The organism is Stenotrophomonas maltophilia (assembly GCF_025642255.1).
Classification (GTDB): Bacteria; Pseudomonadota; Gammaproteobacteria; order Xanthomonadales; family Xanthomonadaceae; genus Stenotrophomonas; species Stenotrophomonas maltophilia_P.
Genome location: NZ_CP106759.1, coordinates 3,680,260 through 3,706,761 on the forward strand (window position 1 = coordinate 3,680,260; position 26,502 = coordinate 3,706,761).

Genomic DNA, 26,502 nt, shown 5'->3' on the forward strand with positions numbered 1-26,502 from the left:
GGCGGCGTCCGCGCATGGCCGGCCCCACCGCGTCCGGAGCCTGTTCCATGTTGCTGTCCATCATCTACCTGATCGCCATTTCCGCCGAAGCCATGACCGGCGCACTGTCCGCGGGACGCCGCCGCATGGATCTGTTCGGCGTGGTCATGATCGCCTGCGTTACCGCGCTCGGCGGTGGTTCACTGCGCGACATCCTGCTTGGCCACTATCCGCTGGGCTGGGTCAAACATCCCGAGTACCTCGGCTTCACCGTGTGCGCGGCGCTGATCGCCACCTGGGTCGCACGCTGGATGCACCACTTCCGCCGCACCTTCCTGGTGCTCGACGGCCTGGGCCTGATCGCCTTCACCCTGATCGGTTGCTCGATCGCACGCGAGGCCGGTCATGCCACACCGATCGTGCTGATCGCAGGCATGCTGACCGGTGCGTTCGGCGGCGTGCTGCGCGACATTCTGTGCAACGAAGTGCCCCTGATCTTCCAGAAGGAGCTGTACGCGATCATCGCGCTGCTGACCGGCGCCGCCTATCTGCTGCTGCTGCACTGGAACGTGTCCGATGCCACGGCCATCCTGTGCTGCCTGGCGGGCGGCTTCGCCCTGCGCCTGCTGGCGATCCATTACCGCTGGGAAATGCCGAAGTTCGTGTATCACGACGAAGTGCATTGAACGATGGCGTGTTCGCCGGGCGTGGCCCGGCGCTACAGAAGAGCGGTATCCACGCATAGCGTGGATCTAGAGCCTGAACTTCATAGGGCTGCCCCCCGCGCGTATCCGCTCTGGATAGTCATCCGACGGATACAGTTGGGGTTCGCATCCCCAACCGCTGTCGGAATCGTGGGCTTCCAGCAACGCAGGATCGATCCATTCGCACAAGTAGTCGCTATCAGATCGTCTTTCGAAGCCTGGACAGTTCACTTTTCCCTCCACTTCAATGGAGTTGTGGGTGCTGCCGAGGTAGCTAGCGCTCAGGTGCCCCGCCACTTGGGTGTAAGTCCCCGTCTCGAGGAAAGTCTGAACAGTCAGATCGCCACCTACGGCCAAAATCCCATCATTTAGTGAGCACGCGTGGAGATGCTCACACACAAGATCGTCGCGTACGAAGACCCAACCACCACAGTCAAGATTGCGGGCGCTGAGACTGCCCAGGACGATCACACACCGGGTCTCGCCCAGATCATTGAGCGCCAGCGTGCCTTCTACGCTCAGATCTCCGTCGACGATCACGCAATCCGTTTCCCAGTCCGAGCGCCAGTCGCCAACGAGGGACGCCGCAGGCACCACCTTGTACGAAGCGGGGACTCACGATCATCGCTCGGTTGGTCGGCAGAGGCCGCGATCATCGCCCTGGCCTTCAACGTCGTACGCAGAAGTGCCTGGTCTCCTTCGTTGCGGTAAAGCTCGATTCTTTCATCAAGCTCCGCCAGCAGACTTGCCGTCGTCGCGGGAGACGAGGGTTCAAACCAGTCCTCGATGACGGAGATCGCATCATCGGCAATCGGGCCGCCCTTCAAGCGAACGAGGGCCGCTGCGGCCTCTCCGGAAACTGATCGGCATTCTGGCCCCAGCGGGCTGTCGTCGGGGAAAACGTACATCGGCGGGGTCCAGCCAGGCGAGGCCCCGATCTTCGGCCCAAGCCGCAAGCAGGTTCCATGCAATTCTTCCGAAATCGTGCCGTGGCCTGCCCCTATCCACGCATGGCGTGGATCTACCGCGTCAACCGCATCGTGAATGGTCGGGGTTCGCACCACCCCGGCGATGGACCTGGCGCTGTCGCTCATGCGCAGCGCCAGGCGCATCGCCGGTGCGGACGGGCCGGTCTCCAACTCCGACCGGCCCTGATCGCGGCCGCACCCCCGCAGGCGCAGGCCGCCATCCACACACATGCCGCGCTCAGGCGGCTTCTGACACCGTCACTTCGCGACGGACGCGCACGGCCGCAGCCAGTCGCTCCAGCACCGTCACCGTGGTGTCCCAGTCGATGCAGCCATCGGTGATGCTCTGTCCGTAGACCAGCGGCTGGCCTTCCACCAGTTCCTGCCGGCCTCCCACCAGATGGCTCTCGATCATCACGCCCACGATGCGCTGTTCGCCGTCTTCCAACTGAACGGCGATGTCTTCGATCACCTTCGGCTGGTTTTCCGGGTTTTTCAGGCTGTTGGCATGGCTGGCATCGATCATCAGCCGCGTCGGCAGCCTGGCCTTGGCCAGTGCCTGGCAGGCGTCGGCCACGCTGGCCGCGTCGTAGTTCGGCTGCTTGCCGCCGCGCAGGATCACATGGCAATCCGGGTTGCCGGTGGTCGAAACGATGGCGGTGCCGCCCTGCTTGGTCACCGACAGGAAGTGATGCGGGTTGGAGGCCGCGCCGACCGCATCGGCCGCGATCTTGACGTTGCCATCGGTGCCGTTCTTGAAGCCCACCGGGCACGACAGGCCGGAGGCCAGTTCGCGGTGCACCTGGCTTTCGGTGGTGCGTGCGCCGATCGCGCCCCATGCCACCAGGTCGGCGATGTACTGCGGCGAGATCACGTCGAGGAATTCAACGCCGGCCGGCAGGCCCAGCTTGTTGATGTCGCGCAGCAGGCCGCGGGCAATGCGCAGGCCCTTGTCGATCCGGAAGCTGCCGTCCAGGTCCGGGTCATTGATCAGGCCCTTCCAGCCCACCGTGGTGCGCGGCTTCTCGAAGTACACGCGCATGACGATCTCCAGCTCGCCGGCCAGCGCGTCGCGCAGCGGCTTCAGGCGCTGTGCGTACTCGATGGCCGCATTCGGATCGTGGATCGAGCACGGGCCGACCACGATCGCCAGGCGATCGTCGCGGCCATGCAGGATCTGGTGCAGGGCCGCGCGCGAAGCACTGACGGTGTCGGAGGCTTCATCGTCACACGGCAGCATCGCCAGCAGCTGGGCAGGCGGTGTGAGCGGTTCGATGGTGCGGATGCGCAGGTCGTCGGTATGGGGGGGCATGGGGGAGGTCTCCGGTACGTTGGGGGTCCCCAGCGAGGCGGCATGAAAAAAGCCGCCAGGTTCGCTGGCGGCTTTCGGGAATGCGTCTGAAGCTTTCTTCAGGGTGAGCGCAGTCCTTCCTCCGCCAGTGGCTTCGGAAAGTAATACCAGTAAAAGCGGGTAGCGGCTGCGTTCATGGGATGTATTGATAGCACAGCTTCTGCGCAGTACAAAATGTTTCATCCGCAACTGGGGCAGCGGTTCAGCAGCACGGCGATCTAGCGGCTGCCATGCACTTCCACGTCCAGCAGCAGGCCCTCGTGGATATCGGCCCAGCGCTCCAGCACCTGATCCAGCTCCCGCCTCGCCTCCTCCAACTGCTCGGGGTTGAGCAGGGACCGCGCCGTGTAGAGATCGGAGACCAGCCGCCGCAGGGTCGATTCCGGTATCGCCACCGAGGGCCCGTCCACATCCGGCAACTGCAACGCCGGGGTGTCGCCGGGAGGGCCGAACAGCGTGACCTGGAGCGTGCTCTGCATGATCGACTTCCCTGTGGGTAGACGTGGGCAATGCACTGTTTACCGCGTTCGGATGACCGGCGCATGTGCCGGTGTACGGATCGATCGTGTCGCGACTGGACCGATGGTGCCACCGCGTTGAGATCTTCCTTCCAGGCTTCCCACCCTTCGGCCCGGAAGGGGCGTGCAGGCGATCGATGCGCGGTTATACGGGCAATGGCATATGCGATACATGTGCTCAAGATGGTTTGCCACCGGAAAAGGGTGGCCGGGTCGGCAAAGCCCGAGGAGATGTTGTTTACGCTTGTCAGCCGGCGTCGCCGTGGGCGGCGCCGGCTGGCAATCCGTCCGCGTTCCATGGCGGGCGGTGCGGGGGGGCGCTTGCGCCCGCCGGATCAGTGACCCGGTCTTTGCCGCCACGTACCGTCCGCCACCTCTTCCGGTGGCGGTGTCGTCTGTCCTGTACGGAGCACACGCCATGAACACACCACACGTTCCCTTCCCCGGTGCCCACCCCGATCCGGCCAATGCCGATCAGGCGCCGTTCGATCCCAACAGTCTGGTCGCCCACCTGCAACGCATCGGCAGCGGTGCGGCCGCCGATGGCCAACCCTGGCCCGAGCGCCATCCAGCGAACGGCCGACGCATGATGCTGGCCGATGCCGATGGCGCACTGGCCGGCCTGCGCATCGTGCAGGAGGTGCTGCTGGCCGCCGAACGCTGCCGCCAGAATGCCGCGCCCGAACATCGCGTGAGCGACCGGGTGATGGAAGGGTTGATGCTGGCATCCCTGGGGCTGGCCACGCATGCGGCCGAACGCCTGCAGCCCCACTAGCCGCGTCCGCGCAATGTGACCGGGCCCGATGGCCCGGTCATGGGCCGGCACCCGCCGGATCACAGTGAACGCAGTGCGCGCCTGCGGATGTAGGCGTTGGCAGGGCTGTCGCGCTCGCGTTGCCAGCGTGTGCACAGGTCACGCAGCCACTGCGGCTGGGTCTTCCCGGCATCGTTGAGCCAGTTGCCGACGGAATCCTGCACATAGCGTTCGGGATCATCAGCCAGTGCCTCCAGCAGCGAATGCGCGTGTTCGGGATGCTGCTTGAAGAGAGCGATGTGCGCCGCCCAGACGCCACGGGGACGCAGTGCTTCACAGGCAAACCGGCGCAGATGGGCGGACGGTTCCTGCGTCCACGGCTGCAGGCATTCAAGCGCCAGCAGTGGCCCGGCAACGATGTCGGTGCGCAGCGCCAGCCACGCCCATTCGCGCACGCCGAAATGCGGATCATCTGCCAACGGGCGCATCTTCTCCAGCTTCACCGGCAGGGAGGCGGTGGCATCGCCACCGATCAGGTAGCAGGCCCAGCCGCGCACGGTGTCGGATGCATGCGACTGCCATTGTGCAGGATCACCCTGCCTGGCCTCACGCAACAGCGTTGCCGCCAGAACCATGCGCTGGGTAATGCCTTTGCTGGCGGCATCGCGCATGCATTGAATGGCAGTCTCCGGCAGCACCGCAACGGTCTGCAGCAACACCGCGAAATCCACGGCCAGACATTCCGCCAGATGCGTGCTGGCGGCTGTCCCGGTATCCAGTTGATGCTTTCGCGCCGGGCTGATCGCTGCGCTCACTGCGGGTCCTTCCGTCCGCCGCCGGTGTGCTGCCACACCTTGGCCAGCAGCTGTGAGAGCTGCACCTGCTCGGCAGTGTCCAGGCCGTTGAACAGGCCCGCGATCCACTGCGTGTGCTGATTGAAGAGGTCTTCGGCCAGGCGCTTGCCCTGCACGGTCAGCACGATCTGGAGGCGACGGCCATCGTCCGCATCGCTGCGCCGCTGCAGCAACCCTTCGCGCTGCAGGCCATCGAGCAGGCCGCTGATGGTGGCGCGGGTCACGCCTGCACGTTCGGCCAGCGCATGCGGCGACAGTGTGCCGCCGGCACCGTGCAGCAGGAACAGCACGATGAAGCGGCCTTCACTGAGCCCGTGCGGTGCCAGCCGGCTGGCGCAGTCGCGATCGATCGCCGAGGACAGCGACAGCAGCTGGAAGCACAGATGCAGCAGGGCGACATTGGCGTGGCCACGTCGCCGGGCCTCATCCAGAAGGGCGCCATGTTTTGCCTCAAGCACGGTGATTTCCAATATGTTTAGGCGCCTAATCATATTCATGACGGGATGGAACGCAACACCTACGGGGCCTGCCGCCGGGCCCGGCCGGGCGCACTCCTCGCGCAGGGGGCTGCAAGCAGCCGAAGCTGCGGTAGCATCGCGCCACGTCCCGCCAGGAGTTCCACGCATGCGCCGTGCCGTCCTGCTGTTGCTGACGCTGTTCCCCGCCGCCGTAATGGCCGCTCCCCCTCCCGTGCCCTCCCCGGCCCGGATCGATGCCGAAGCCAAGCGCCTGATGCAGGTCGCCCACGCCCGCGGGATGGCAGTGGCCGTCGTCGACGGTGGCAAGGTCGTGCACGTCGCCGCCTATGGCGAGCGCAACGCTGCCGGCGAACCGCTACAGACCGACACGGTGATGTATGCGGCATCGCTGACCAAGATGGCCTTCGGCCACCTGATCGCGCAGCTTGCACAGGACAAGGTGATCGATCTGGATGCCAGCATCGCCAGCGCGCTGGACAGACCGCTACCGGACTATCCGGCCGAGCCGAAGAAGTACGCCGATTACACCGTGCTGGCCGGCGACGAACGTTGGCGCCGGCTGACCCCGCGCCTGCTGCTCAACCATGCCAGCGGCTTTGCCAACTTTGCATTCCTGGAACCGGACGGAAAACTGAAATTCCACTTCGATCCGGGCAGCCGCTATGGCTATTCCGGCGAAGGCCTGATCCTGCTGCAGTTCGTGCTGGAGCGCGGGCTGGGCCAGGACGTGGGGACGCTCATGCAGCAGCGCGTATTCGACCGCTTCGGCATGCCCCGCACCAGCATGATGTGGCGCGAGGATTTCGCCACGAATCTGGCCGACGGCTGGACCGTCGAAGGCACGACGGAACCGCACGATGAACGCAGCCGCGTGCGTGCCGCCGGTTCGATGGACACGACCATCGCCGACATGGGCAATTTCGCGGCCGGCTATGTCAGTGGCCAGGGGCTGTCGGCATCGATGCGCCGGGAGCTGGTGCGGCCGCAGCTGCCGATCACCACCGCCAGCCAGTTCCCGACACTGCAGCCGGAACTGCCGACGGCGCAGCGGCGCAGAAACCTGGCTGCGGGACTGGGCGTGGTGACATTCACCGGTCCACAAGGCGCAGGCTTCTACAAGGGCGGACATGACGATGCGGTGGGCAACACGCTGGTGTGCGTCGAACAAGGCCAACGCTGCGTGGTGATCCTGGGCAACGATGTGCGCGCCGAAGCGGCCTTTCCGGCACTGGTGCGCTTCGTGCTGGGCGAGACGGGGGTGCCGTGGGATTGGGAATACGGCGCCACGAAGGCATTCGTGCGCTGACAGGTCGACCACGGTCCACGTCCAGCAGAGGGGGCGGAACGCCCACAAAAAAGAACCCCGCCTTGCGGCGGGGTTTTTCACTTCATCGGGAACAACGCAGACCTTAGAAGTCCATGCCGCCCATGCCACCCATGCCGCCCATGCCACCGGCGCCGCCCAGGGCCGGCTCGTCCTTCTTCGGAGCTTCGGCAACCATGGCTTCGGTGGTGATCATCAGGCCAGCGATCGAGGCCGCGTTCTGCAGCGCCGAGCGGGTCACCTTGGTCGGGTCCAGGATGCCGAACTGCAGCATGTCGCCGAACTCACCGGTGGCGGCGTTGTAGCCGAAGCTGCCGCTGCCTTCCTTGACCTTGTTGACGATGACGGACGGCTCTTCGCCGGCGTTGGCGACGATCTCGCGCAGCGGGGCTTCCATCGCGCGCAGGGCGATCTGGATGCCGTGGTTCTGGTCTTCGTTGGCGCCCTTCAGGCCGGCCAGCGCGGTGACCGCACGGACCAGTGCAACGCCGCCGCCCGGAACCACGCCTTCTTCAACGGCTGCACGGGTAGCGTGCAGGGCGTCGTCGACGCGATCCTTCTTTTCCTTCATTTCGATTTCGGTGGACGCACCCACCTTGATCACGGCAACGCCGCCGGCCAGCTTGGCCACGCGTTCCTGCAGCTTCTCGCGGTCGTAATCCGAGGAGGTGTCCTGGATCTGGGTCTTGATCTGCGCAACGCGCGATTCGACCGCAGCCTTGTCGCCCACGCCGTCGATGATGGTGGTGTTCTCCTTGGAGACCTGCACCTTCTTGGCGCGGCCCAGGTCCTTGATGGTGGCCTTCTCCAGCGACAGGCCCACTTCTTCGGAGATCACGGTGCCGCCGGTCAGCACGGCCATGTCTTCCAGCATCGCCTTGCGACGGTCGCCGAAGCCCGGGGCCTTCACGGCCACGACCTTGACGATGCCACGGATGGTGTTGACCACCAGGGTCGCCAGCGCTTCGCCTTCGACTTCCTCGGCCACGATCAGCAGCGGCTTGCCGGCCTTGGCGACGCCTTCCAGCACCGGCAGCAGGTCACGGACGTTGGAGATCTTCTTGTCGTGCAGCAGGATGAACGGGTCATCCAGGTCAGCGGTCTGCGACTGCTGGTTGTTGATGAAGTACGGGGACAGGTAGCCGCGGTCGAACTGCATGCCCTTGACCACGTCCAGCTCGTTGTCCAGGCCCGAGCCTTCTTCAACGGTGATCACGCCTTCCTTGCCGACTTCCTTCATCGCGTCAGCGATGATCTGGCCGATCGACTCGTCCGAGTTGGCCGAGATGGTGCCGACCTGGGCGATCGCCTTGTCGTCAGCGGTCGGCTTGGAGATGTTCTTCAGCTCGGTGACGGCAGCCACGACGGCCTTGTCGATACCGCGCTTGAGGTCCATCGGGTTCATGCCGGCAGCAACGGCCTTGGCGCCTTCGCGGATCAGGGCCTGGGCCAGCACGGTGGCGGTGGTGGTGCCGTCGCCGGCGTCGTCGTTGGTGCGCGAAGCAACTTCCTTCACCATCTGCGCGCCCATGTTCTCGAACTTGTCAGCCAGTTCGATTTCCTTGGCGACGGAGACGCCGTCCTTGGTGATGGTCGGGGCGCCGAAGCTCTTCTCGAGCACGACATTGCGGCCCTTCGGGCCGAGGGTGGCCTTGACGGCATTGGCGAGAACGTTGACGCCGCGCACCATGCGCGAACGGGCGTCTTCACCGAAACGGATATCCTTGGCAGCCATTGCAATTACCTCATTGGTCGCGCCGGGCCGTGCCCGGCGGCTGGGATGTGGGGATCAGGTTGAAACAGGTCGCGGCGGGGCTCAGCCGATGACGGCGAGCACGTCGTCTTCGCGCAGGACCTTGTACTCGACGCCTTCGCTCTTGTACGAGCTGCCGGCGTACTGGCCGTAGATGACCTTGTCACCGACCTTCAGCGACGGCGCGCGCACGCTGCCGTTGTCCAGCGGCTTGCCGGGGCCGACGGCCACGACTTCACCCTTGGTGGACTTTTCCTTGGCCGAGTCGGGGATGACGATGCCACCGGCGGAGATTTCGTCGGCTTCGATCGGCTTGACCACAACGCGGTCGTGCAGCGGCTTGATGCTCATAGGAGACCTCTTAAGTGATTGATTGGTCTAAAAAAGTCCGGCGATGTTAGCACTCGCACCAGGCGAGTGCCAGAACCGCACGTGAAGAAACCCGACAAGGTCGGGAGCACGGCAGAGATGGAGCCCTCCGGGAGGCTTTCAAGGGGCGTCGCGAAAAAAGTTTCCGCGCCGGACGCTGCGGCAGTGCGGTGGGGTGGCCCCGAATTAGGTGACCAACGTCGCACTGTCAGATATCTGACGTTCATTTACGACAAAGTGTCACTGGATCGGCCTTAGGCTCGGCCGCGCATTCCCAATCACAAGGAGTCGTCGATGCGATTGCTGTCCCCGCTCGCCACCGCCTGCGTGCTGGCCCTGGCCACCGCGCCGGCCCAGGCCGAGGTCTTCATCAACGAACTGCATTACGACGACAGCACCGCAGCCGGTGACGTCGGCGAGGCGATCGAGGTCGTGGCCACCGCCGGCGAGGATCTGTCCGGCTATCGGCTGTATCTCTATAACGGCAGCACGCCGTCGGCCGCTTCGGTGTACGCCAACACGGCCCTCCCTGCCGGCAGCGCGGCCGGGTGCGGCAGCGCCACCCTGGCCGTGGTCAGCTATCCGACCAACGGCATCCAGAACGGTCCCAACGACGGCATCGCGCTGGTCGACGCCAGCGGCAAGGTGGTCCAGTTCCTCAGCTATGAGGGCACGATCACTGCCTCCGGCGGTCCTGCCGCAGGCATGACCAGCCAGAACATTCCGGTGGCCGAGACCAACAGCACGGCCCCTGGCACCTCACTGCAGCTCACGGGCAGCGGCAGCCAGTACGCCCACTTCACCTGGGCCGAATCGGCGACGCAGACCTTCGGCAGCTGCAACAACGGCCAGACCTTCAGCGGTGGGGGTACGCCCGGTCCCAATACGCCGCCATCGGTGTCCACCACCACCCCCGCCCAGGGCAGCAGCACGTTCCCGGCCGCGGCCGATCTGGAAGTGGTGTTCAGCGAGACGGTGAACCTGGCCAGCGGCGCCTTCGCGCTGAGCTGCGGCGCCTCCGGCAGCGTACCGCTGACCCACCCGGCCAGCGGCAGGAGCGTGAAGCTGTCCACCAACACCGCGCTGGTGGCCGGTGAGGCCTGCCGCTTCGACATCCGCGCCGCGCGCATCACCGACCTGCAGGGCGCGCATCCGGCTGCCGACAGCCGCATCGCCTTCACCGTGGCCAGCGCCACGGGCAACCCCGATCCGGGCAATCCCGGCGTACCGGCGGGCTACTACTCCAGGGTCAACACCTCCAGCCCGAGCCAGCTGCGCTGCTCGCTGCACGCGACCATCAAGGGCCACACCGCCTATCCGTACAGCGGGTCGGGCACCAGCACCTGGACCATCCTGGAGATCGCCGACGAGGATCCGAACAATCCCAACCGCATCCTCGATGCCTATCGCAACCGCAGCTACGCCAAGGTCAGCGATCGCGCTGGCACGGGCAGCGGCCTGACCTACAACCGCGAGCACACCTGGCCGAACTCGCTGGGCTTTGCCAGCACCACCGGCGACAAGGGCCTGCCGTACGCGCCCTACACCGACACCCACATGCTGTACCTGACCGATGCGCAGTGGAATGCCGACCGCGGCAACAAGCCGTTCGGCAAGTGCGATGCCAACTGTGGCGAGCGCGCCACCGAGGCCAACAACGGCCATGGCGGCGGCAGCGGCGGCTACCCGGGCAATTCCAACTGGGTGCGCACGCCGGACGGCAACACCGGCACCTTCGAGGTGTGGGGCCATCGCAAGGGCGACATGGCGCGCGCGGTGATGTACATGGCGATCCGCTACGAGGGCGGCAAGGATGCAGCCACAGGCCAGTCCGAGCCGGACCTGGAGCTGACCGACGACCGCAGCCGGATCGTCAGGACCAGCAGTTCGCCGGCCTACATGGGCCTGCTCTCGACCCTGATCGACTGGCATCTGTCCGATCCGCCGGACGACGCCGAGCGCGCGCGCAACGACGTGATCTACAGCTTCCAGGGCAACCGCAACCCGTTCATCGACCACCCCGAGTGGGCGACGCCGGCGTTGTTCACCTCGGCCAAGCCGGCGACCTGCCAGCTGGCCAACTGACCGCGCAACGCAGCGGTCCATCGCCGCCGCCGGACCTTGATCCGGCGGCGGCCCTATACTCGACGGTCATGCCGACCGTCGATCCCGTCCTGCTGCTGTTGACCACCTGCCCGGACCGGGCCAGTGCCGAGCGCATCGCGCATGCGCTGGTCGGCGAGCGCCTGGCCGCCTGCGTGACGCGCCTGGAAGGGGCGCAGTCGACCTACCGCTGGCAGGGCGAGGTCACTACCGATGCCGAGCTGCAGCTGCTGGTGAAGACTACGGCCAGCCGCGTGGAGGCAGCGATGGCACGGATCGTCGAACTGCATCCGTATGAACTCCCCGAGTGCATCGCGGTCGAAGCCCGGGCCGGACTGCCGGCCTATCTGGATTGGATCCGGGCGCAGACCCGGGAGGACACCGCTTGATGAATCTGTTTGCCCGTGCCGCCGCGCTGTGCGCCCTGCTCTCGCTGGCCCTGCCTGCATTCGCCCTGGACGAGAAAGATCTGCTGCCGGTGGACCAGGCGTTCGCGCTGACCGCCAGTGCGCCGGAGCGGAACCAGATCCAGCTGCAGTTCAAGATCGCGCCGGGGTACTACCTCTATCGCCACCGCACCAGCGTCAAGGCCGACCCGGCCTTCAATGCCGGTGCGCTGCAGATGCCCAGCGGCACCAAGCACCACGACGATTTCTTCGGCGAGGTCGAGACCTACCGCGAACGCCTGCAGGTTTCGCTGCCGGGCGCCCCGACGGATGCGGCCGGCACCCTCAGCCTGGAAGTGCGCTACCAAGGCTGCGCCGATGCCGGTGTCTGCTACCCGCCGCAGAAGCGCGTGGTCCAGGTGACACTGCCCGGTGGTGGCGGTGGCGCCGCAGCCGCCCTGCCAACCGCGCGGGTCACCGGCGTGAGCGCGTTCAACACTCCGCTTGCCGGGGCCGGCAGCGGTGGTGGCCTGCGCCTGCCCGGCAGCAGCAACAGCCAGGCGCTTCCGCTGCCCTCCGAACAGGCCTTCGGCTTCGACGCGATCGCCAGCGATGGCAACACCCTGCTGCTGCGCTTCAGTCCCGCGCCGGGCTACTACCTGTATCGCGATCGCACCTCGCTGAAGCTGGAAGGCAGTGCCGGTGTGCTGGCAGATGCGCCGCGCTGGCCCGCCGCGCAGTCGCATCGCGACGAGCACTTCGGCGATGTGTCGGTTTACTTCAACCAGGTCGAAGTGCCGCTGCCGCTACGCCGCACGGTGACCGACGCGGTGGACAGCACACTGGTAGTGACCTTCCAGGGTTGCCAGACCGATGGCATCTGCTACCCGCCGATGACCCGCCGGGTGAAGCTGTCGATCCCCGCGGGAAAGATCAGCGCCCACGCCGGCCAGCCTGCGCCACGCAGCGAAATGATCCGACCGCTGCCGGCGGGCAGCGCCGCACCGCGCGAGGCGGCCAACGGCACCCCGTTGCGCCTGCTGCCGACCGTGCCGAACAGCGAACCGGCGCGTGCCGATGTGGCCGGCGCGCAGGCAGGGTTCGCCGCCGATGCGCGGGGCGACAACGCGCTGCGTACCCGCCCGCCGGCCACGACCCCGGATCCGGACCGTTCGTTCCTGTGGGTGCTGCTGCTGGCACTGGCCGGTGGCCTCGTACTGAACCTGATGCCCTGCGTGCTGCCGATCCTGTCGCTGAAAGTGCTGGGCCTGGCACAGAGCGGTGAGAGCGCCGAGCGCGCCCGCAGCCACGCCATGTGGTACACGCTGGGCGTACTGGTCGCCTTCGCGGTGATCGGCGCGCTGATGGTCGGCCTGCGCATGCTTGGCAATGCGGTGGGCATCGGTTTCCAGCTGCAGCACCCAGGCGTGGTCGCGGCACTGGCCTACATCATGTTTGCGGTTGGCCTGAGCCTGTCCGGCGTGTTCACCCTCGGCGGTGGCCTGGGCAACCTCGGCCAGTCACTCGCCCGTCGCAGCGGTCCGGCCGGCGATTTCTTCACCGGTGCGCTGGCCTGCGTGGTCGGCAGCGCGTGCGTCGGTCCGTTCATGGGAGGCGCGGTCGCCTATGCCTTCGTTGCCACGCCCGTACAGGCGATGGCCGTGTTCCTGTTCCTGGGCCTGGGCCTGGCCCTGCCGTTCCTGCTGATCGGCTTCGTGCCGGCGCTCGCGCGGCGCCTGCCCAAGCCCGGCCCGTGGATGGAAACGCTCAAGCACGTGCTGGCGTTCCCGATGTATGCCACCGCACTGTGGCTGCTGTGGGTGCTGGGCAAGCAGCGTGGCGTGGACGGCATGGCGCTGGCGCTGGGCGGACTGCTGCTGCTGGCCCTGGGCCTGTGGTTGTTCGAGCGCAGCCGCTGGCGCAGCCAGCGCGCCGCCGGCCTGCTGGGCGTGCTGCTGGCAATCGCCGCGCTGGTACCGGTGTGGGGCGTGACCCAGCTGAAGCCACCGGCACGTGCGGCACAGGCCACCAGCGAGAACGTCGTGGAGTATTCGCCGCAGCTGCTCGACCGCCTGCGTGCCGACAACCGCGTGGTGTTCGTCAACATGACCGCCGACTGGTGCGTAAGCTGCAAGGCGAACGAGCGCGCCGTGCTGTCGCGACCGGAGTTCAGGGAGCTGCTCAGGCGCACCAACGCGGTGTACATGCGCGGCGACTACACCAACGTGGACCCGCAGATCACCGCTTTCCTCGATGAGCACAAGGCCGTGGGCGTTCCGCTTTACGTGGTGTACGGGCCCGGCGCACCGCCGACGGTGCTGCCGACCCTGCTTACCCAGGCCGTGGTCGAAGAAGCGCTGCTGCGCACCGCACGATGAGGTGGCAACGGCCAGCGCTGCTGTGGACCGCGGTGCTGGCTGCCGGCCTGGGCCTGTGGGCCGGCCATCGGCTGACGCCGGTGCCGGCGGCGGACGCTGGCGATCCAGACGTGCAGCCACCTGCAGCACCGCTGCCCGTGCTGCAGGCAGGCGATGCCCTGCCCGCACTGGTGCTGCCGGACCTGCAGGGACAGCCGCTCGATCTGCGCCAGCGTTTTGCCGGCCGGCCGCTGCTCATCAATGTCTGGGCCAGCTGGTGCGGGCCCTGCGTCGAGGAAATGCCGGAACTGTCGCGCTTCGCGCAGGCGCAGCAACCTGACGGCGTGCAGGTGCTGGGGCTGGCGCTGGATACACCCGAAGATGTGCAGCGCTTCCTGCAGCGGGTGCCGGTGGACTACCCGATCGTGCTGGAGACGCCCGGTCCGCGCGATGCCAGCGTGCAGCTGGGCAATGCCCAGGGGCTGCTGCCTTACAGCGTGCTGGTGGATGCACAGGGCCGCATCGTGAAGCAGAAGCTGGGGCCGTTTGCCGCCGGCGAAGTGCAGACGTGGGCCCGGCTGTAAGCCTGGCCGCGGCCGGCATCCACGCGTCCTGATCCCGGTCAGACCAGAGAGCGCGCCCAGAGCTGGGACACCTGTGGCTGGCCGAACAGCTGCTCGTGCTGCTCGGTCATCAGTTCGAAGCCGGCCCGTTCGTACAGGCCGCGGGCGTCGATGAGCGCGGCATTGGTCCACAGCACCATGCGCTTGTAGCCCACCGCGCGCGCGAAGCTCATCGCCTCGTCCACCAGTCGCTGCCCGATGCCCCGCCTGCGCGCGCTGGCATCGACATGCAGCAGCCGCAGCTTGGCATTGTGCGCGTCGTGCCGGACCACGAACACCGACCCCACCGGGGTGCCGTCCAGTTCAGCGATCCAGCAGCGCTCGGTCTGCGGGTCGTGTTCGCGCAGGTAGCGGGTGACGATGTCGGCCACCAGCGCTTCAAACTCCGCGTTCCATCCGAATTCGCGTGCATACAGCGCGCCGTGCTTCTGGATCACCCAGCCCATGTCGCCGGGGCGGGGATCGCGCAGCACGCAATCCGACGATGCACCTCCCAGCAGTGCCTGGATGTGCGCCATCGCCTCAAGAAGGCGCTGGCATCCTGCTTCGCTGATATCTCCCAGCATGGCAGCGACGCTTTCGCTGGACGCTGCATCCAGCTGTGCGAAGGCGGCGCGGCCCGCCTCGGTCAACACCAGCCGGTTCGCGCGCGCATCCATCACCGACGGTTCGCGTTGAACCAGACCGCGCGCCTGCAGCCCGCTCAGCAGCCGGCTGAGGTAGCCCGCGTTGAGGTCCAGCCGATGGCCCAGCTGCGCAGCCGTGATGCCCTGGCCCGCCGCCAGTTCGAACAGCACCCGCGCCTCGGTGAGGGTGAAGTCGCTGTGCAGCAAACGCTCCTCGAGCACCGCGATCCTGCGGGTGTAGAAGCGGTTGAAGGCGCGGACCTGTGCGACGGGATCGGAAGTGAGCGCAGACACGGGGACGTTCCTGATGGTTGCCTTGGGCACATAGTACATGCCTTGAGCAACCATATAAGGCTGTTTTGCGATCCATTCCGCGTCTTGGCGCCTTAAAACGAAAGATTCGTTGCAGTACGGTTTACGTTCTGTTAATTCTGCGTTTAGCGACCAGGGCCCTGGCTGCAAGGAGAACCAACAGGATGAACGACTGACCGACAAACCACTCAAATCGACTGCAGGGTGCATGCATGAAACACGGAATTCGCAGAAGTGTTCAGGCTCCAGACGCAATCACGCCATTGGCATCCGCAGTAATGGTGGCCCTCGCCACCGCGCTGCTGTCCACCAGCCCCGTTGCACGGGCGCAGGACAGCGGCACATCGACGACGCCCGACGCGGCCACCACCCTGGATACCGTTTCGGTACTGGGCAGCCGCACCAAACCGCGCACGGTGTCCTCGTCGGCGGTGCCGATCGACATCATCAGCGGTGAAGAGTTCCGCAACCAGGGCGCGACCGACGCCCTCGACCAGCTCAAAGTGCTCGTGCCTTCCTTCAACGTCAGCACGATTCCCATCGACGATGCGGCCAGCCTGGTGCGTCCGGCCAACCTGCGTGGCCTGCCGCCGGACAACACCCTGCTGCTGGTCAACGGCAAGCGTTTCCACCGCTCGGCGGTGATCACGTTCCTCGGCCACGGACTGTCCGACGGCGCACAGGGACCGGACCTGTCCGTGTTCCCCTCGCTGGCGCTGGAACAGGTGGACGTGCTGCGCGACGGCGCAGCGGCACAATACGGCTCGGACGCCATTGCCGGCGTGCTCAACTTCAGCCTGAAGAAGCTGCGCGAAGGCGGCACCGCCGAGGTGTTCGCCGGCCAGTACTACGAGGGCGACGGGCTCACCACCCAGTACTCGGCGCAGATCGGCCTGCCGCTCACCGAGCACGGCTTCGCCACCCTTACGGCCGAATGGCGCAACGCCGACGACACCTCGCGCAGTGTGCAGCGCGACGATGCCGCCGCGGTCGCAGCGGCAGGCTACCCCGGGGTGAAAGATCCTGCGCAGATCTGGGGATCGCCGAAGGTGGACGACGACCTCAAGCTGGTCGCCAACCTCGGTTACGACACCGAGAACGTGGAGTTCTACCTGTTCGGCAATTACGCCAAGCGTGAAGTGGATGGCGGGTTCTACTACCGCGACCCCACCGCACGTTCGGGCGTCTACTCCAACGATGGCGGCCAGACATTGCTGGTGGGCAACCTGACCGGCGTGGGCGCATGCCCCACCATCGCCCTGCGCGATGGCGCCGGCAACCTGCTGCCGTACGGCACCGTGAGCGGCGCGGTGGCTGCCCTGCCCGCCAACTGCTTTACCTTCCTGTCCAGCCTGCCCGGCGGCTTCACCCCACGCTTCGGCGGCAAACTGGAAGACGCCTCGGTGTTCGCCGGCGCCAAAGGCACCTGGGGTGAGTGGTACTGGGACGTGAGCGGCTCCTGGGGACGCAACGACATCGAGTTCACCATCTACAACACCGTCAACGCCTCGCTCGGTCCCGACCAGCCGGCCGGGCTGTTCTTCCGCCCGGGTGGCAATACCCAGACCGAAAAGAACCTCAACGTGGACGTCAGCCGGGACATCCCGGTCAGCTTCAGCAGCCAGCCGCTGCGCCTGGCGATGGGTGCCGAATGGCGCGAGGAGAGCTTCAGGATCAGCCCCGGTGACGGCCCGTCCACAGCCATCGGGCCGCTGACCGAACAGGGCTTCGCGCTGGGCTCCAACGGATTCAACGGCTTCAGCACGCGCACCGCCGGCACCTTTGATCGTCGCAACTGGGCCGCCTACGCCGACCTGGAAGCCCAGCTCACCGAGCGGCTGCTGCTGGCCGGTGCGCTGCGCTACGAGGACTACGATTCGTTCGGCAGCACCACCACCGGCAAGCTCACCGCGCGCTTCGACTTCAACGAGCACTTCGCTCTGCGCGGCGCCTACAACACCGGCTTCCGTGCACCAACGCCCGGCCAGGCCAACATCAGCCAGATCAGCACCGTGTTCGGCGGTACCGCACTGGAAGACATCGCCACCCTGCCGCCGACCAATCCGATTGCCCAGCTCAAGGGCGCGCAGCCGCTTACTCCGGAAGAGTCCAGGAATGTGTCATTGGGCGCGGTGTGGACCGAAGGTGACTGGCTGGTCACCCTGGACGGCTATCAGATCAAGGTGGAAGACCGCATTGCCCTGAGCACCAGCTTTGCGGTCACTCCGGAAGAGCGTGCGGCGCTGGTGGCCGGCGGCAATGCAGAAGCCGCTTCCATCTCGCAGGTGACCTACTTCGGCAACGCCTTCGATACCACCACCACCGGCGTGGACCTGGTGACCAGCTTCAAGAGCAACCACTTCGGCGGGGTCACCACCTACTCGCTGGCGGCCAACTGGAACCGCACGAAGGTGGACCGCTACGACACCGACTTCATCGACGAAGCGCGCGTGTACAAGCTGGAGAAATCGCTGCCCAGGACCAAGGGCTACTTCAGCATCAATCACCAGCGGCAGATCTTCCACGCCAATCTCCGGTTCAACTATTACAGCAGCTGGTACGAGGATCACCTGGACAGCGGCGTGATCTCCGCCGAGGACGGCGGCCTGCCGATCTACGGGGGCAGCGCGTTGATCGTGGATGCGGAGGTGGGCTGGAAGTTCGATTCGGGCCTGTACGTCAGCGTGGGCGCGCAGAACCTGTTCGACCGTGTGCCGGCCAGCAACCCCTGGGGGGGCGTGGCCGGTGCGCAGTATCCGGTGCATTCGCCCTACGGATTCAACGGCGGGTTCTATTACACGCGGGTGGGCTGGAAGTTCTGACGCAGGTGCAAGTGCGCGCAACGGTGGCCATGGAAGGCCCCGTCGCTGGCGCCACCCCACCGGCTTGACCGCAGGCAGGGCGCCCCCGAGAATTACGCGACTAATTCTCATTTGCTGTTGCGCAGGATGCGGGCGGCAGCCCTCCTGGCTTTCATCCCCCGATGTTCAAGAACGTCCTGTTCCAACTGCACTGGCTGCTGGGCATCACGGCCGGCACCGTTCTGGCCATCATGGGCCTGAGCGGCGCAGCCCTGTCTTTTGAAGATGAACTGCTGCGCGCCGCCAACCCCGGCTTCGCCGCCATCGCCGAACATCACGCCGAAGGCCAGCAGCCGCTCCCCCTGAGCGAGCTGGTGCCGATGCTGCAGGCCGACAGCAAACGGCCGTTGCAGCGGCTGCGCGTGGATGCCAGCGGCCAGCGCCCATCGGTGGCCCGTTTCGCCGGCGGCAAAGCGCACTGGGTGTACTTCGACCCATACAGCGGCGAGCGCTTCAGCGCCCTGCGCGGGCAGGCCTTCTTCGACTTCGTCGAAGACCTGCACCGCCACCTCGCCGCGGGCGAGCGCGGAAAATGGATCACCGGCAGCTGCGCGATCGCCCTGCTGTTCTTCACGCTGTCCGGGCTCTACCTGCGCTGGCCCCGCCGCTGGTGGCACTGGCGAAGCTGGCTGGCCGTGGAATGGAAGCGCAGCGGCCGCGGCTTCCTGTGGAGCCTGCATTCGGTGGCCGGCACCTGGGTGCTGCTTATCTACCTGATGAGTGCCCTGACCGGCCTGTGGTGGTCGTTCGACTGGTATCGCAGCGCGGCCAATGCCCTGCTCGGCGTGGCGCCACCGGCCAAGCAGGTGATCGATGCCGGCGCCGTGCTCGACCTGCGCCGCGTGGAAGCGACGCTGTACGCGCAGGCCGGGGTGCGCACCGGTTACATCGACCTGCGGCTGCCCGAGAAGCCCGGCCAGGCACTGAATGTGCGGACCATGGCGGGCGATCCAGCATTGCGCGGCGGCCATCATGACCGCGCGCACGATCTGCTGCAGCTCGACCCTGCCAGCGGTGCGATTTTGGACGCGCGTCCCTACGCGCGCCAGGGCGCTGGCGGTCAGCTGGCTACCAGCGTGTTCGCGCTGCACTCGGGCAGCTACTTCGGGATTCCCGGGCGCATCATCGTGATGCTCAGCAGCCTGGGCATGAGCCTGTTCTTCATCACCGGCTGGCTGCTCTATCTCGACCGTCGCCGCAGCCAGCGCGCCGCACGTGCGCTGCGCCAGCCGCTGCCGGCGGCCGCAGCCAACGGCGCCGCATGGCTGATGGTGCATGCCAGCCAGAGCGGCCTGGCCGAGCAGCTGGCATGGCGCGCGGCAGCGCAGCTGCAGGCCAGCGGACAGGCGGTGCAGGTATTGCCGCTGGCAAGGATCGACGCGCACCGCCTTCAGGCGGCGAGCCACGCGCTGTTCGTGCTCAGTACCTTTGGTGACGGCGAACCGCCGGATTCGGCACGACGTGCCTCGCGCCAGCTACTGGGCCGATCCCTGGACCTGGCCACACTGCAGTTCGGCATGCTCGCGCTGGGCGACCGCCAGTACCCGCACTACTGCGCCTTCGGCCGCCAGTTCGATGCGTGGCTGCTGGGCAACGGTGCCCGCGCGATGTTCGACCGCATCGATGTGGACGCTGCATCGGTCACGGCACTGCGCCAGTGGCAGCAGCAGCTCGGCCTGTTGACCGGCATTGCTGCCGACGACAGCGTGCTGCCGGCGGCCACCCGCATGCACGACTGGCAGCTGCTGGATCGCCAGCAGCTGAACCCGGGCAGCGTCGGTGGTCCGATCTGGCGGATCCGGCTGGCCGCGCCGGATGACGTGCAGTGGCAGGCCGGCGACATCCTGCATATCGCGCCGCGGCACAGCGCCGCGCATGCCCGTGCGGTACTGCTGGCGCATGGACTGGACCCGCTGCAACCGCTGCTGATCGAAGGCGACACGCAGACCCTGCAGTGCCTGGCCAGCGAACGCGAACTGCCGGACGCGGCCAGTGCGCTGCAGGTGCAGGATGCCGGACGCTGGCTGACGGCCCTGCCCGTACTGCCGGGCCGCGAGTATTCGATCGCCTCGTGCCCGGCCGATCGCGTGGTGGAACTGGTCGTGCGCCTGGTGCACGACAACAACGGGCGCCCGGGGCTGGGTTCGGGCTGGCTGTCGCTGCATGCGCCGGCAGGCGCGCACATCGCCGCGCGCGTGCACCGCAACCCCGGCTTCCATCGCGTGCCGGGCGCACCCATGGTGCTGATCGGCAACGGCACCGGCATCGCCGGCCTGCGCGGCCTGCTGCGCGAGGCGGCACACGCAGGCGAGCACGGCCACTGGCTGCTGTTCGGCGAGCGCCAGCGCGCTCATGACTTCCTGTTCGCCGATGAGGTGAGCGCATGGCAGGCGCAGGGCCATCTGATCCGGGTCGACCTGGCGTTCTCGCGCGACGCAGCGGGCGGTTACGTCCAGGACCGCCTGCGGTCGGCCTGCGATGAACTGCGGGAATGGATGCAGCGTGGCGCCGTGATCCATGTCTGCGGCTCGCTGCAGGGCATGGCCGAGGGCGTGGATCAGGTACTGCGGGGCGCGCTCGGTGACGAGGTGGTGGAAACGCTGCTCGAGAGCGGCCGCTACCGGCGCGACGTGTATTGAGCCGCGCCGCCGGGCTGGACCCGGCGGCGGACGCGATCATGCCGCCGCGCGGGCCTGACGGTCCGGCTGCAGGCGGAACGCGGACACGGCTTCGGCCAGCGCGCGCACCTGCGCCTGCATCTGCGCGGTCGACGAGCCGGCGTCTTCCACCAGGCTGGCATTGCGCTGGGTACTGGCTTCCATCTGCACGATGGCGTGGTTCACCTGGGCGATGCCTGCGTGCTGATCCTGCGAGGCGCTGCGGATGCCGGCGAGCAGGTCCGCCAGCTGCTGCACGCTGCCGACGATCTCGTCCATGGTGGTGCCCGCCTGCGCGGCCTGCACGCTGCCCTGGCCGACGCGTGCCACGGAATCCTCGATCAGCGCCTTGATCTGCCTGGCTGCCTCGGCACTGCGCTGCGCGAGCAGACGCACTTCCGCCGCCACCACCGCGAAACTGCGGCCCTGCTCTCCGGCACGCGCAGCCTCCACGGCGGCGTTGAGCGCAAGGATGTTGGTCTGGAATGCGATGCCGTCGATCAACTGGGTGATGTCCCCGATGCGGTGAGATGCTTCACTGATGCCCTGCATGGTCTCCACCACCTGACCGACGGCCACCCCACCCCGCTGTGCAACCGCTGCAGCCCCCTGCACCAGCGCGTCGGCACGTTCGGCGGCGTCGGCGTTGCGGCCGACGGTGTCGGTCAGCTCATGCATCGAGGCTGCGGTCTCTTCCAGATTGGCCGCCTGCTGCTCGGTACGCTGCGAGAGGTCGTGATGGCCGGCAACGATTTCACCGACACCGCTGTCCAGGCTGGCAGCGGCGCGCTGGATGCGGGTCACGATGCGGCCGAGCTGTGCGACGGTTGCATTGGCATCGTCGCGCATGCGTGCGAACACGCCCTGCAGCTCGCCTTCCATGCGTACGCTGAGATCCCCACGGGCCAACGCCGCCAGCAGTGCCTGCAGGTCCCCCAGGTTGGTTTCAAAGGTGGACAGCAGGCGGTTGATGCTGGTGGACAGCGTATGCACGAAACCGTGCTTGCCCTGCAGCGAAATGCGCCCGTGCAGGTCACCCTGCGCGGCAGCGTCGACCAGTGCCGCCACCTCGGTCTCCAGCAGCGTTTCCAGCGCACGGCTGCGCCACTCCAGCGCCACGCCCAGGAACTGGTCGTCATCGACGATGGCATTGGCGATCAACTGATAGCGCACACCGGCATGACTGATTTCCCGCTCCTGGCGGTGGCGCGCGTCGACCAGGCTGGCCAGGGCCGGATGCAGGTCCCGCGCGTCAGTGCCGACCAGCGCGTCGGCCTGCAGGCCCAGCACGTGCCGCAACGCAGGATTGGCGTAGGCCACCTGGCCTTCGGCATCGACCACCATCAGCCCGGTCTGCGCGCAGTCCAGGGCCTGGCGTACGCGCGTGTTGCCACGGGCCATCGCACGCTCGGTCTCGATGCGCGCACGCAGCCGCTGCTGCATGTCCACCAGGCGCTGTGCCAGCTGGCCGATCTCGTCGTTGGCGTTGTGCACGCGCAACGTGGTATCGAGCCGGTCATCGGCGATGTCGCTGGCGAACCGCAGGGTATCCTGGATCGGCCTGCGCACCGCGCGCAGCACCAGCAGCAGGCTGGTGATCAGCACGCCGGCCACCAGCAGCAGGGTGAGGGCGAACAGCACGCTCATGGTGCGTGCACCGGCCTGCTGCCGCGCCTGCGCCAGGGCCAGCGCCTTCACCTGTGCCTGCTGGAAGGCGGCGAGCGCGGGCGCCACGCCGGCAGCCGTCTCCAGCAGCGATTGCGTCTCCACGTCAAGGCCGACGCGGGCAGCGGTATAGCCGAGCAGTGCCGACTGATAGGCGTCCATGCCGGTGCGGAGCGCCTCCTGCACGTCGGGCGGCAGCCCCGCCAGCGCCAGATCGAACGGCAGCTTCTCTTCGCTTGCACGGTCGGCATGAGTCGAATCGCCATCGAGCAGCAGCAGCGCTTCCTGGCGCCGCATCTTCTGCAGGTGCAGCGCCAGTGCCGGCCGGTCCAGGCCATCCACCCGCTGCTGCAGGGCATCGGCGGCCTGCTGCAGTTGTGCAGCCAGGCCGGCATCACCCCGCCCCATCTCATCCACACGTTCGAACAGCGCGGCCACTCCCTGCGAGAATCCCTCGGCGGCCTCGGTGAGCGCCTGCAATGCCTTGCGGCGACCGGCATCCATCGGCATCGCCCTGAGCGCATTCAGATCGACCTGCAATGCCTGCTGGGCAGCCTGCAGCTGGCTGCGGTCAGCGTCGTCGAAACTGCGTGCATACTGGGTCTGCAGGCGACGCGCCTCCGCCACCCGTGTCGCCAGGCGTGCGGCCAGATCGCTGCCACGCTGGTAACTGGCCTGACTGCGTGCGGCCTGGCTGCTGGCATAACCGGTCCAGGCATGGACAGCGGCAATCGCCACCAGGCCCGCGCCGCAGACCAGCAGGGTGGCCTTGAGTTTGTTGGCCACGCTGAGTCGATGCGGCTGCAGCCAGACCAGCAGGCGTGGAAACGCCGAGCGCATCGCGATGAGACGGGTGCGCAGGGACCGAAGGGGGACGGCGGCCGACATCACAGACTCCAGGCGGAAGGACGCACCTGTATCGGCCTGACCGGCGGCAACTTTAGGCACATTGCCGATGCCGTGGCACGCACCGTGCCGGTTGCGCTATTTGTACCGGCCCCAGGCGACGGAGACGTGACACAGCGCCCGCGCTTGACCTCAACCCCGGTTGCGGTTGCACAGTGGGATTCTTCCCACCGGCCGCCCTCGCCATGACCCCGCTCGACGTCCCCCGTTATCTTCAGCGCCTGCAACTGGATGCTCCGCCGTCGCTGGACCTTGCCGGACTGACCCTGCTGGTGCAGCGCCACAACGCCCTGCTCCCTTTTGAAACCCTCAGCAGCCTGCTGCGCGACGCGGTGCCGATCGATCTGGACAGCGTGCAGCACAAGCTTCTCGACCAGCAGCGCGGCGGTTACTGCTTTGAACTCAACGGCGGCCTGCTGGCGCTCCTGCAGGCAGTGGGCTTCGACGCACAGCCGCTGAGCGCGCGCGTGCTGCTGGCAGCACAGGACGATGCCCCGACGGCGCGTACCCACCTGCTGCTGCGCGTGCACGTGGAGGGAGAGGACTGGCTGGTCGATGCCGGCTTCGGTGGCCTGACGCCGACGGTGCCACTGCGGCTGCACGAAACGGCGCCGCAAACCACGCCGCATGAGTCTTTCCAGCTGCAGCAGCTGCCGGGCGGGGACGATTTCGTGCTGTCCGCCCAGGCGGGCGACGCATGGCGGGCGCTGTACCGCTTCGACCTGCGGCCGCCAGCGCCGATCGACAACGTGGTGGCCAACTGGTACGTGTGCACGCACCCGGATTCGGGTTTCCCTGGCCAGCTGCGCGCCTCACTGGCCGGCCCGGACTGGCGGCGCACCATCGGCAGTGGCAACTACACCGAGTACCGCCCCGGGCAGGCGCCGCTCAAGCGCCCGCTGCGCGATGCCGCCGACGTGCGCGACGTGCTGCAGTCGGCATTCGGCCTGCGCGTGCCGGACGATGCGCGGCTCGATCCGGCGATCACCGATTGGCTGCAGCGCTCGCACGCCGCATCACGGTAGCACCGCGCGGCACGGTGCCCGGGTTACGGCGTCACCGGCGCCTGCAGCGCAATGCGGTTGCCCTCGCTGTCGCAGATCTCGGCCACCCGCCAGTGGCCGGCACCATGCAGTTGCAGGTAGAAGGCAATGGCGCGAGCAGGTCGCTGGCCGGAATCTCGACATGCGCGATGGGGTGCATCGTCGCAGGATGGCGCCGCCCTGACATTCCGTGCGCATCGTTGCGGGCATGCTGGCCTGCCCACCCTTCGCGGAGCGCTGCATGACCCTGGCCGATCACCGAAGTGCACTGACGCCACTGGGCCATCTGCGCGTCGCCATCAATCTGGGGAATCCGGTCCTTGCGAGGGGCGACGCACGATCGCCGCGCGGCCCCTCGGTGGAGCTGGCCACCGCGCTGGCGCAGCGGATGGGCGTGCAGGCGCGATTCACCTGTCACGATGCGGCCGCATCGGTGGTCGCGGCGGCAGCCGACGACGCATGGGACCTGGCCTTTCTCGCCATCGATCCGGCACGAGCCGATCGCATCGCCTTCAGTGCACCGTATGTGGAGATCGAAGGAACCTACCTGGTGCGCGAGGACAGTCCGGCGCGGCAGGTGGCCGATCTGGACCGCGATGGGCTGCGCATCGCCGTTGGCCGGGGTGCCGCCTACGATCTGTTCCTGAGCCGGGAACTGCGGCACGCCACGATCGAGCGTGCCGACACGTCGGCGGCAGCCATCGATCTGTTTGACGCGCGGCGCCTGGATGCCGCCGCTGGCGTGCGCCAGCCACTGCAGGCCTGGGCACTGCAGCATCCGGGACACCGCGTGCTCGCCGACCGCTTCACTGCGATCCAGCAGGCCGTGGCCGCACCTGCGGCGCGCCCCGCTGCCGCCCTGCGGGCCCTGTTCGACGAGGTCGAGGCGATCAAGGCAGGGCCCCTGCTCGAGGACGCTTTCGCACGTTCCGGACAGGCGGTCACCCTGGTGCGATGACGCAGCAGTGGCCCGCAGCACGCGACAGGTGGCTGCGTGCGCCGGGCCGGATCAGCCCTGCGTCTCCATGTGCCGCGCATGCTCGCTGGCCTGCGCATGCAACCACTCACGGAAGGCGAGGAATCCACGGTGGCGCGCCGAGCGCTGCGGATACACCAGCCAGTGCGGCCAGGCGGTTTTCAGCCGCTGCTCCGACAGCGCGACCAGCTGGCCCGAATCCAGCAGCAGGCGCGCGCGCGTCAGCCGGCCCAAGGCCACACCGACGCCATCGAGCGCTGCACGGTGATGCGCTTCCGAATCGTCGAGCACCGCCACGAACCGCGAAGGGGGGCTCTGCCCGATCAGGGCAAACCACGCGGCCCATGCGCCATCCGGATCGCCCAGCAGCGGCCACTGCGCCAGTGGAGCACGGTCGATGCCGCCCATCCGCGCGATCAGCGCCGGGCTGGCCATCGGCACCAGCCACTCATCGAACAGCCGCTCGACCACCAGCCCGGCCCATTGCCCGCCGCCTACGCGCAAGGCCGCGTCGAACTGCAGCTGCCGATCGAAATCGACAAGACGTTCGCTGGACTGCAGGTTGATCTCGATCTGCGGGTGTGCGGCGACGAAATGACCCAGCCGTGGCACCAGCCATGCGGAGGCCATCGACGGTACGGCGCTGATCGTCAGCACATGTTCGGCGCGCGCGGCGTAGCGCTGGAACACCTCGTTGATTGCATCCAGGTGCGGCCCGACCCGATCGAGCAGGCGCTGGCCCTCCAGGGTCAGTGCGACCCCGCGCGCCTGGCGGACCAGCAGCGGCTGGCCGAGGCGTTCTTCGAGCTGCCGCATCTGGTGGCTGAGCGCGCTGACGGTCAGGTTCATCGACGCCGCGGCGCGTGACAGGTTGCCCAGGCGCGCGGCAGCCACGAAACCCTGCAGGGCATGGAGGGGTGGGCGGGACATGAGG

22 protein-coding genes are annotated in these 26,502 nt (G+C 67.3%); 11 read left to right on the forward strand and 11 right to left on the reverse strand.

What is annotated here, in order from left to right; all coding sequences use genetic code 11:
- Positions 1–47 precede the first annotated feature (47 nt).
- Complete coding sequence (locus tag N8888_RS16795) at positions 48–665, forward strand: trimeric intracellular cation channel family protein (RefSeq protein WP_053515730.1); 618 nt, start codon at positions 48–50, stop codon at positions 663–665.
- A 66-nt stretch (positions 666–731) separates the two neighbouring features.
- On the opposite strand, the gene N8888_RS16800 is transcribed toward N8888_RS16795, so the two are convergent.
- The 4 genes from N8888_RS16800 to N8888_RS16815 all read right to left on the reverse strand — a co-directional run bounded on the left by N8888_RS16800 (position 732) and on the right by N8888_RS16815 (position 3,481).
- Positions 732–1,223, reverse strand: coding sequence for a hypothetical protein (locus N8888_RS16800; RefSeq protein WP_263175972.1), 492 nt, complete (start codon positions 1,221–1,223; stop codon positions 732–734).
- Entirely contained in the window at positions 1,220–1,777 is a 558-nt protein-coding gene (locus N8888_RS16805) for a hypothetical protein (protein WP_263175973.1), read from the reverse strand. The genes N8888_RS16800 and N8888_RS16805 overlap by 4 nt, the downstream gene beginning before the upstream one ends.
- A gap of 112 nt (positions 1,778–1,889) precedes the next feature.
- Positions 1,890–2,963, reverse strand: a complete 1,074-nt coding sequence (locus N8888_RS16810) for a 3-deoxy-7-phosphoheptulonate synthase (RefSeq protein WP_263175975.1) — start codon at positions 2,961–2,963, stop codon at positions 1,890–1,892.
- A gap of 257 nt (positions 2,964–3,220) precedes the next feature.
- Positions 3,221–3,481, reverse strand: coding sequence for a hypothetical protein (locus N8888_RS16815; RefSeq protein ID WP_053515725.1), 261 nt, complete (start codon positions 3,479–3,481; stop codon positions 3,221–3,223).
- Between the two features lie 457 nt (positions 3,482–3,938).
- On the opposite strand from N8888_RS16815, the gene N8888_RS16820 reads away from it, so the two are divergent.
- A complete protein-coding gene (locus N8888_RS16820; RefSeq protein ID WP_263175977.1) occupies positions 3,939–4,295 on the forward strand; it encodes a hypothetical protein in 357 nt (118 codons plus the stop codon).
- A 59-nt stretch (positions 4,296–4,354) separates the two neighbouring features.
- On the opposite strand, the gene N8888_RS16825 is transcribed toward N8888_RS16820, so the two are convergent.
- The gene (locus N8888_RS16825) at positions 4,355–5,089 is read right to left on the reverse strand and encodes a DNA alkylation repair protein (RefSeq protein ID WP_263175978.1); all 735 of its coding nucleotides are present in this window, start codon (positions 5,087–5,089) and stop codon (positions 4,355–4,357) included.
- Positions 5,086–5,586 (reverse strand): MarR family winged helix-turn-helix transcriptional regulator, encoded by a 501-nt coding sequence (locus tag N8888_RS16830; RefSeq protein WP_065181579.1) that lies wholly within the window; start codon positions 5,584–5,586, stop codon positions 5,086–5,088. The genes N8888_RS16825 and N8888_RS16830 overlap by 4 nt, the downstream gene beginning before the upstream one ends.
- 166 nt (positions 5,587–5,752) lie before the next feature.
- On the opposite strand from N8888_RS16830, the gene N8888_RS16835 reads away from it, so the two are divergent.
- Positions 5,753–6,913: a serine hydrolase domain-containing protein gene (locus N8888_RS16835; RefSeq protein WP_263175980.1), complete on the forward strand. Its 1,161-nt coding sequence runs from the start codon at positions 5,753–5,755 to the stop codon at positions 6,911–6,913.
- A 103-nt stretch (positions 6,914–7,016) separates the two neighbouring features.
- Here N8888_RS16835 and groL read toward each other — a convergent pair whose 3' ends face one another.
- Both groL and N8888_RS16845 read right to left on the reverse strand, forming a co-directional pair.
- Complete coding sequence (gene groL / locus N8888_RS16840; RefSeq protein ID WP_053515717.1) at positions 7,017–8,666, reverse strand: chaperonin GroEL; 1,650 nt, start codon at positions 8,664–8,666, stop codon at positions 7,017–7,019.
- 81 nt (positions 8,667–8,747) lie between these two features.
- Complete coding sequence (locus tag N8888_RS16845) at positions 8,748–9,035, reverse strand: co-chaperone GroES (RefSeq protein ID WP_006396661.1); 288 nt, start codon at positions 9,033–9,035, stop codon at positions 8,748–8,750.
- 312 nt (positions 9,036–9,347) lie between these two features.
- On the opposite strand from N8888_RS16845, the gene N8888_RS16850 reads away from it, so the two are divergent.
- The 4 genes from N8888_RS16850 (at position 9,348) to N8888_RS16865 (ending at position 14,483) form a co-directional block, all read left to right on the forward strand.
- Entirely contained in the window at positions 9,348–11,138 is a 1,791-nt protein-coding gene (locus tag N8888_RS16850; protein ID WP_263175993.1) for an endonuclease, read from the forward strand.
- A 68-nt stretch (positions 11,139–11,206) separates the two neighbouring features.
- The gene (gene cutA, locus N8888_RS16855) at positions 11,207–11,545 is read left to right on the forward strand and encodes a divalent-cation tolerance protein CutA (protein ID WP_053515713.1); all 339 of its coding nucleotides are present in this window, start codon (positions 11,207–11,209) and stop codon (positions 11,543–11,545) included.
- A complete protein-coding gene (locus tag N8888_RS16860) occupies positions 11,542–13,920 on the forward strand; it encodes a protein-disulfide reductase DsbD family protein (RefSeq protein ID WP_111186270.1) in 2,379 nt (792 codons plus the stop codon). Before cutA ends, N8888_RS16860 begins: the two co-directional genes overlap by 4 nt.
- The gene (locus tag N8888_RS16865) at positions 13,917–14,483 is read left to right on the forward strand and encodes a TlpA disulfide reductase family protein (RefSeq protein ID WP_053515709.1); all 567 of its coding nucleotides are present in this window, start codon (positions 13,917–13,919) and stop codon (positions 14,481–14,483) included. Before N8888_RS16860 ends, N8888_RS16865 begins: the two co-directional genes overlap by 4 nt.
- A gap of 38 nt (positions 14,484–14,521) precedes the next feature.
- Here N8888_RS16865 and N8888_RS16870 read toward each other — a convergent pair whose 3' ends face one another.
- Complete coding sequence (locus N8888_RS16870) at positions 14,522–15,442, reverse strand: bifunctional helix-turn-helix transcriptional regulator/GNAT family N-acetyltransferase (RefSeq protein ID WP_065181626.1); 921 nt, start codon at positions 15,440–15,442, stop codon at positions 14,522–14,524.
- 296 nt (positions 15,443–15,738) lie between these two features.
- Between N8888_RS16870 and N8888_RS16875 the strand changes: the two genes are divergently transcribed.
- Both N8888_RS16875 and N8888_RS16880 read left to right on the forward strand, forming a co-directional pair.
- Positions 15,739–18,282, forward strand: coding sequence for a TonB-dependent receptor plug domain-containing protein (locus N8888_RS16875; RefSeq protein ID WP_164151368.1), 2,544 nt, complete (start codon positions 15,739–15,741; stop codon positions 18,280–18,282).
- Between the two features lie 161 nt (positions 18,283–18,443).
- Positions 18,444–20,960 carry a PepSY domain-containing protein gene (locus tag N8888_RS16880; RefSeq protein ID WP_263175997.1) on the forward strand — a complete coding sequence of 839 codons (2,517 nt, stop codon included), beginning with the start codon at positions 18,444–18,446 and terminating at the stop codon, positions 20,958–20,960.
- A gap of 36 nt (positions 20,961–20,996) precedes the next feature.
- Here the strand turns inward: N8888_RS16880 and N8888_RS16885 are convergent, their stop codons facing one another.
- Positions 20,997–23,531: a methyl-accepting chemotaxis protein gene (locus N8888_RS16885; RefSeq protein WP_263175998.1), complete on the reverse strand. Its 2,535-nt coding sequence runs from the start codon at positions 23,529–23,531 to the stop codon at positions 20,997–20,999.
- Between the two features lie 203 nt (positions 23,532–23,734).
- Between N8888_RS16885 and N8888_RS16890 the strand changes: the two genes are divergently transcribed.
- Both N8888_RS16890 and N8888_RS16895 read left to right on the forward strand, forming a co-directional pair.
- Positions 23,735–24,574, forward strand: coding sequence for an arylamine N-acetyltransferase family protein (locus N8888_RS16890; RefSeq protein WP_111186275.1), 840 nt, complete (start codon positions 23,735–23,737; stop codon positions 24,572–24,574).
- 259 nt (positions 24,575–24,833) lie between these two features.
- Positions 24,834–25,550 carry a transporter substrate-binding domain-containing protein gene (locus N8888_RS16895; RefSeq protein WP_263176001.1) on the forward strand — a complete coding sequence of 239 codons (717 nt, stop codon included), beginning with the start codon at positions 24,834–24,836 and terminating at the stop codon, positions 25,548–25,550.
- Positions 25,551–25,601: 51 nt separating this feature from the next.
- Here N8888_RS16895 and N8888_RS16900 read toward each other — a convergent pair whose 3' ends face one another.
- Positions 25,602–26,498 (reverse strand): LysR substrate-binding domain-containing protein, encoded by an 897-nt coding sequence (locus N8888_RS16900; protein ID WP_065174425.1) that lies wholly within the window; start codon positions 26,496–26,498, stop codon positions 25,602–25,604.
- Between the last annotated feature and the right edge of the window lie 4 nt (positions 26,499–26,502).

What these genes read in the sequence shown, in the direction of transcription:
- N8888_RS16795 (WP_053515730.1), top strand. Translation starts at nt 48, where the DNA reads ATGTTGCTGTCCATCATCTACCTGATCGCCATTTCCGCCGAAGCCATG.
- N8888_RS16805 (WP_263175973.1), bottom strand. Translation starts at nt 1,777, where the DNA reads ATGAGCGACAGCGCCAGGTCCATCGCCGGGGTGGTGCGAACCCCGACC.
- N8888_RS16810 (WP_263175975.1), bottom strand. Translation starts at nt 2,963, where the DNA reads ATGCCCCCCCATACCGACGACCTGCGCATCCGCACCATCGAACCGCTC.
- N8888_RS16815 (WP_053515725.1), bottom strand. Translation starts at nt 3,481, where the DNA reads ATGCAGAGCACGCTCCAGGTCACGCTGTTCGGCCCTCCCGGCGACACC.
- N8888_RS16820 (WP_263175977.1), top strand. Translation starts at nt 3,939, where the DNA reads ATGAACACACCACACGTTCCCTTCCCCGGTGCCCACCCCGATCCGGCC.
- N8888_RS16835 (WP_263175980.1), top strand. Translation starts at nt 5,753, where the DNA reads ATGCGCCGTGCCGTCCTGCTGTTGCTGACGCTGTTCCCCGCCGCCGTA.
- groL (WP_053515717.1), bottom strand. Translation starts at nt 8,666, where the DNA reads ATGGCTGCCAAGGATATCCGTTTCGGTGAAGACGCCCGTTCGCGCATG.
- N8888_RS16845 (WP_006396661.1), bottom strand. Translation starts at nt 9,035, where the DNA reads ATGAGCATCAAGCCGCTGCACGACCGCGTTGTGGTCAAGCCGATCGAA.
- N8888_RS16850 (WP_263175993.1), top strand. Translation starts at nt 9,348, where the DNA reads ATGCGATTGCTGTCCCCGCTCGCCACCGCCTGCGTGCTGGCCCTGGCC.
- cutA (WP_053515713.1), top strand. Translation starts at nt 11,207, where the DNA reads ATGCCGACCGTCGATCCCGTCCTGCTGCTGTTGACCACCTGCCCGGAC.
- N8888_RS16865 (WP_053515709.1), top strand. Translation starts at nt 13,917, where the DNA reads ATGAGGTGGCAACGGCCAGCGCTGCTGTGGACCGCGGTGCTGGCTGCC.
- N8888_RS16875 (WP_164151368.1), top strand. Translation starts at nt 15,739, where the DNA reads ATGGTGGCCCTCGCCACCGCGCTGCTGTCCACCAGCCCCGTTGCACGG.
- N8888_RS16880 (WP_263175997.1), top strand. Translation starts at nt 18,444, where the DNA reads ATGTTCAAGAACGTCCTGTTCCAACTGCACTGGCTGCTGGGCATCACG.
- N8888_RS16885 (WP_263175998.1), bottom strand. Translation starts at nt 23,531, where the DNA reads ATGTCGGCCGCCGTCCCCCTTCGGTCCCTGCGCACCCGTCTCATCGCG.
- N8888_RS16890 (WP_111186275.1), top strand. Translation starts at nt 23,735, where the DNA reads ATGACCCCGCTCGACGTCCCCCGTTATCTTCAGCGCCTGCAACTGGAT.
- N8888_RS16895 (WP_263176001.1), top strand. Translation starts at nt 24,834, where the DNA reads ATGACCCTGGCCGATCACCGAAGTGCACTGACGCCACTGGGCCATCTG.
- N8888_RS16900 (WP_065174425.1), bottom strand. Translation starts at nt 26,498, where the DNA reads ATGTCCCGCCCACCCCTCCATGCCCTGCAGGGTTTCGTGGCTGCCGCG.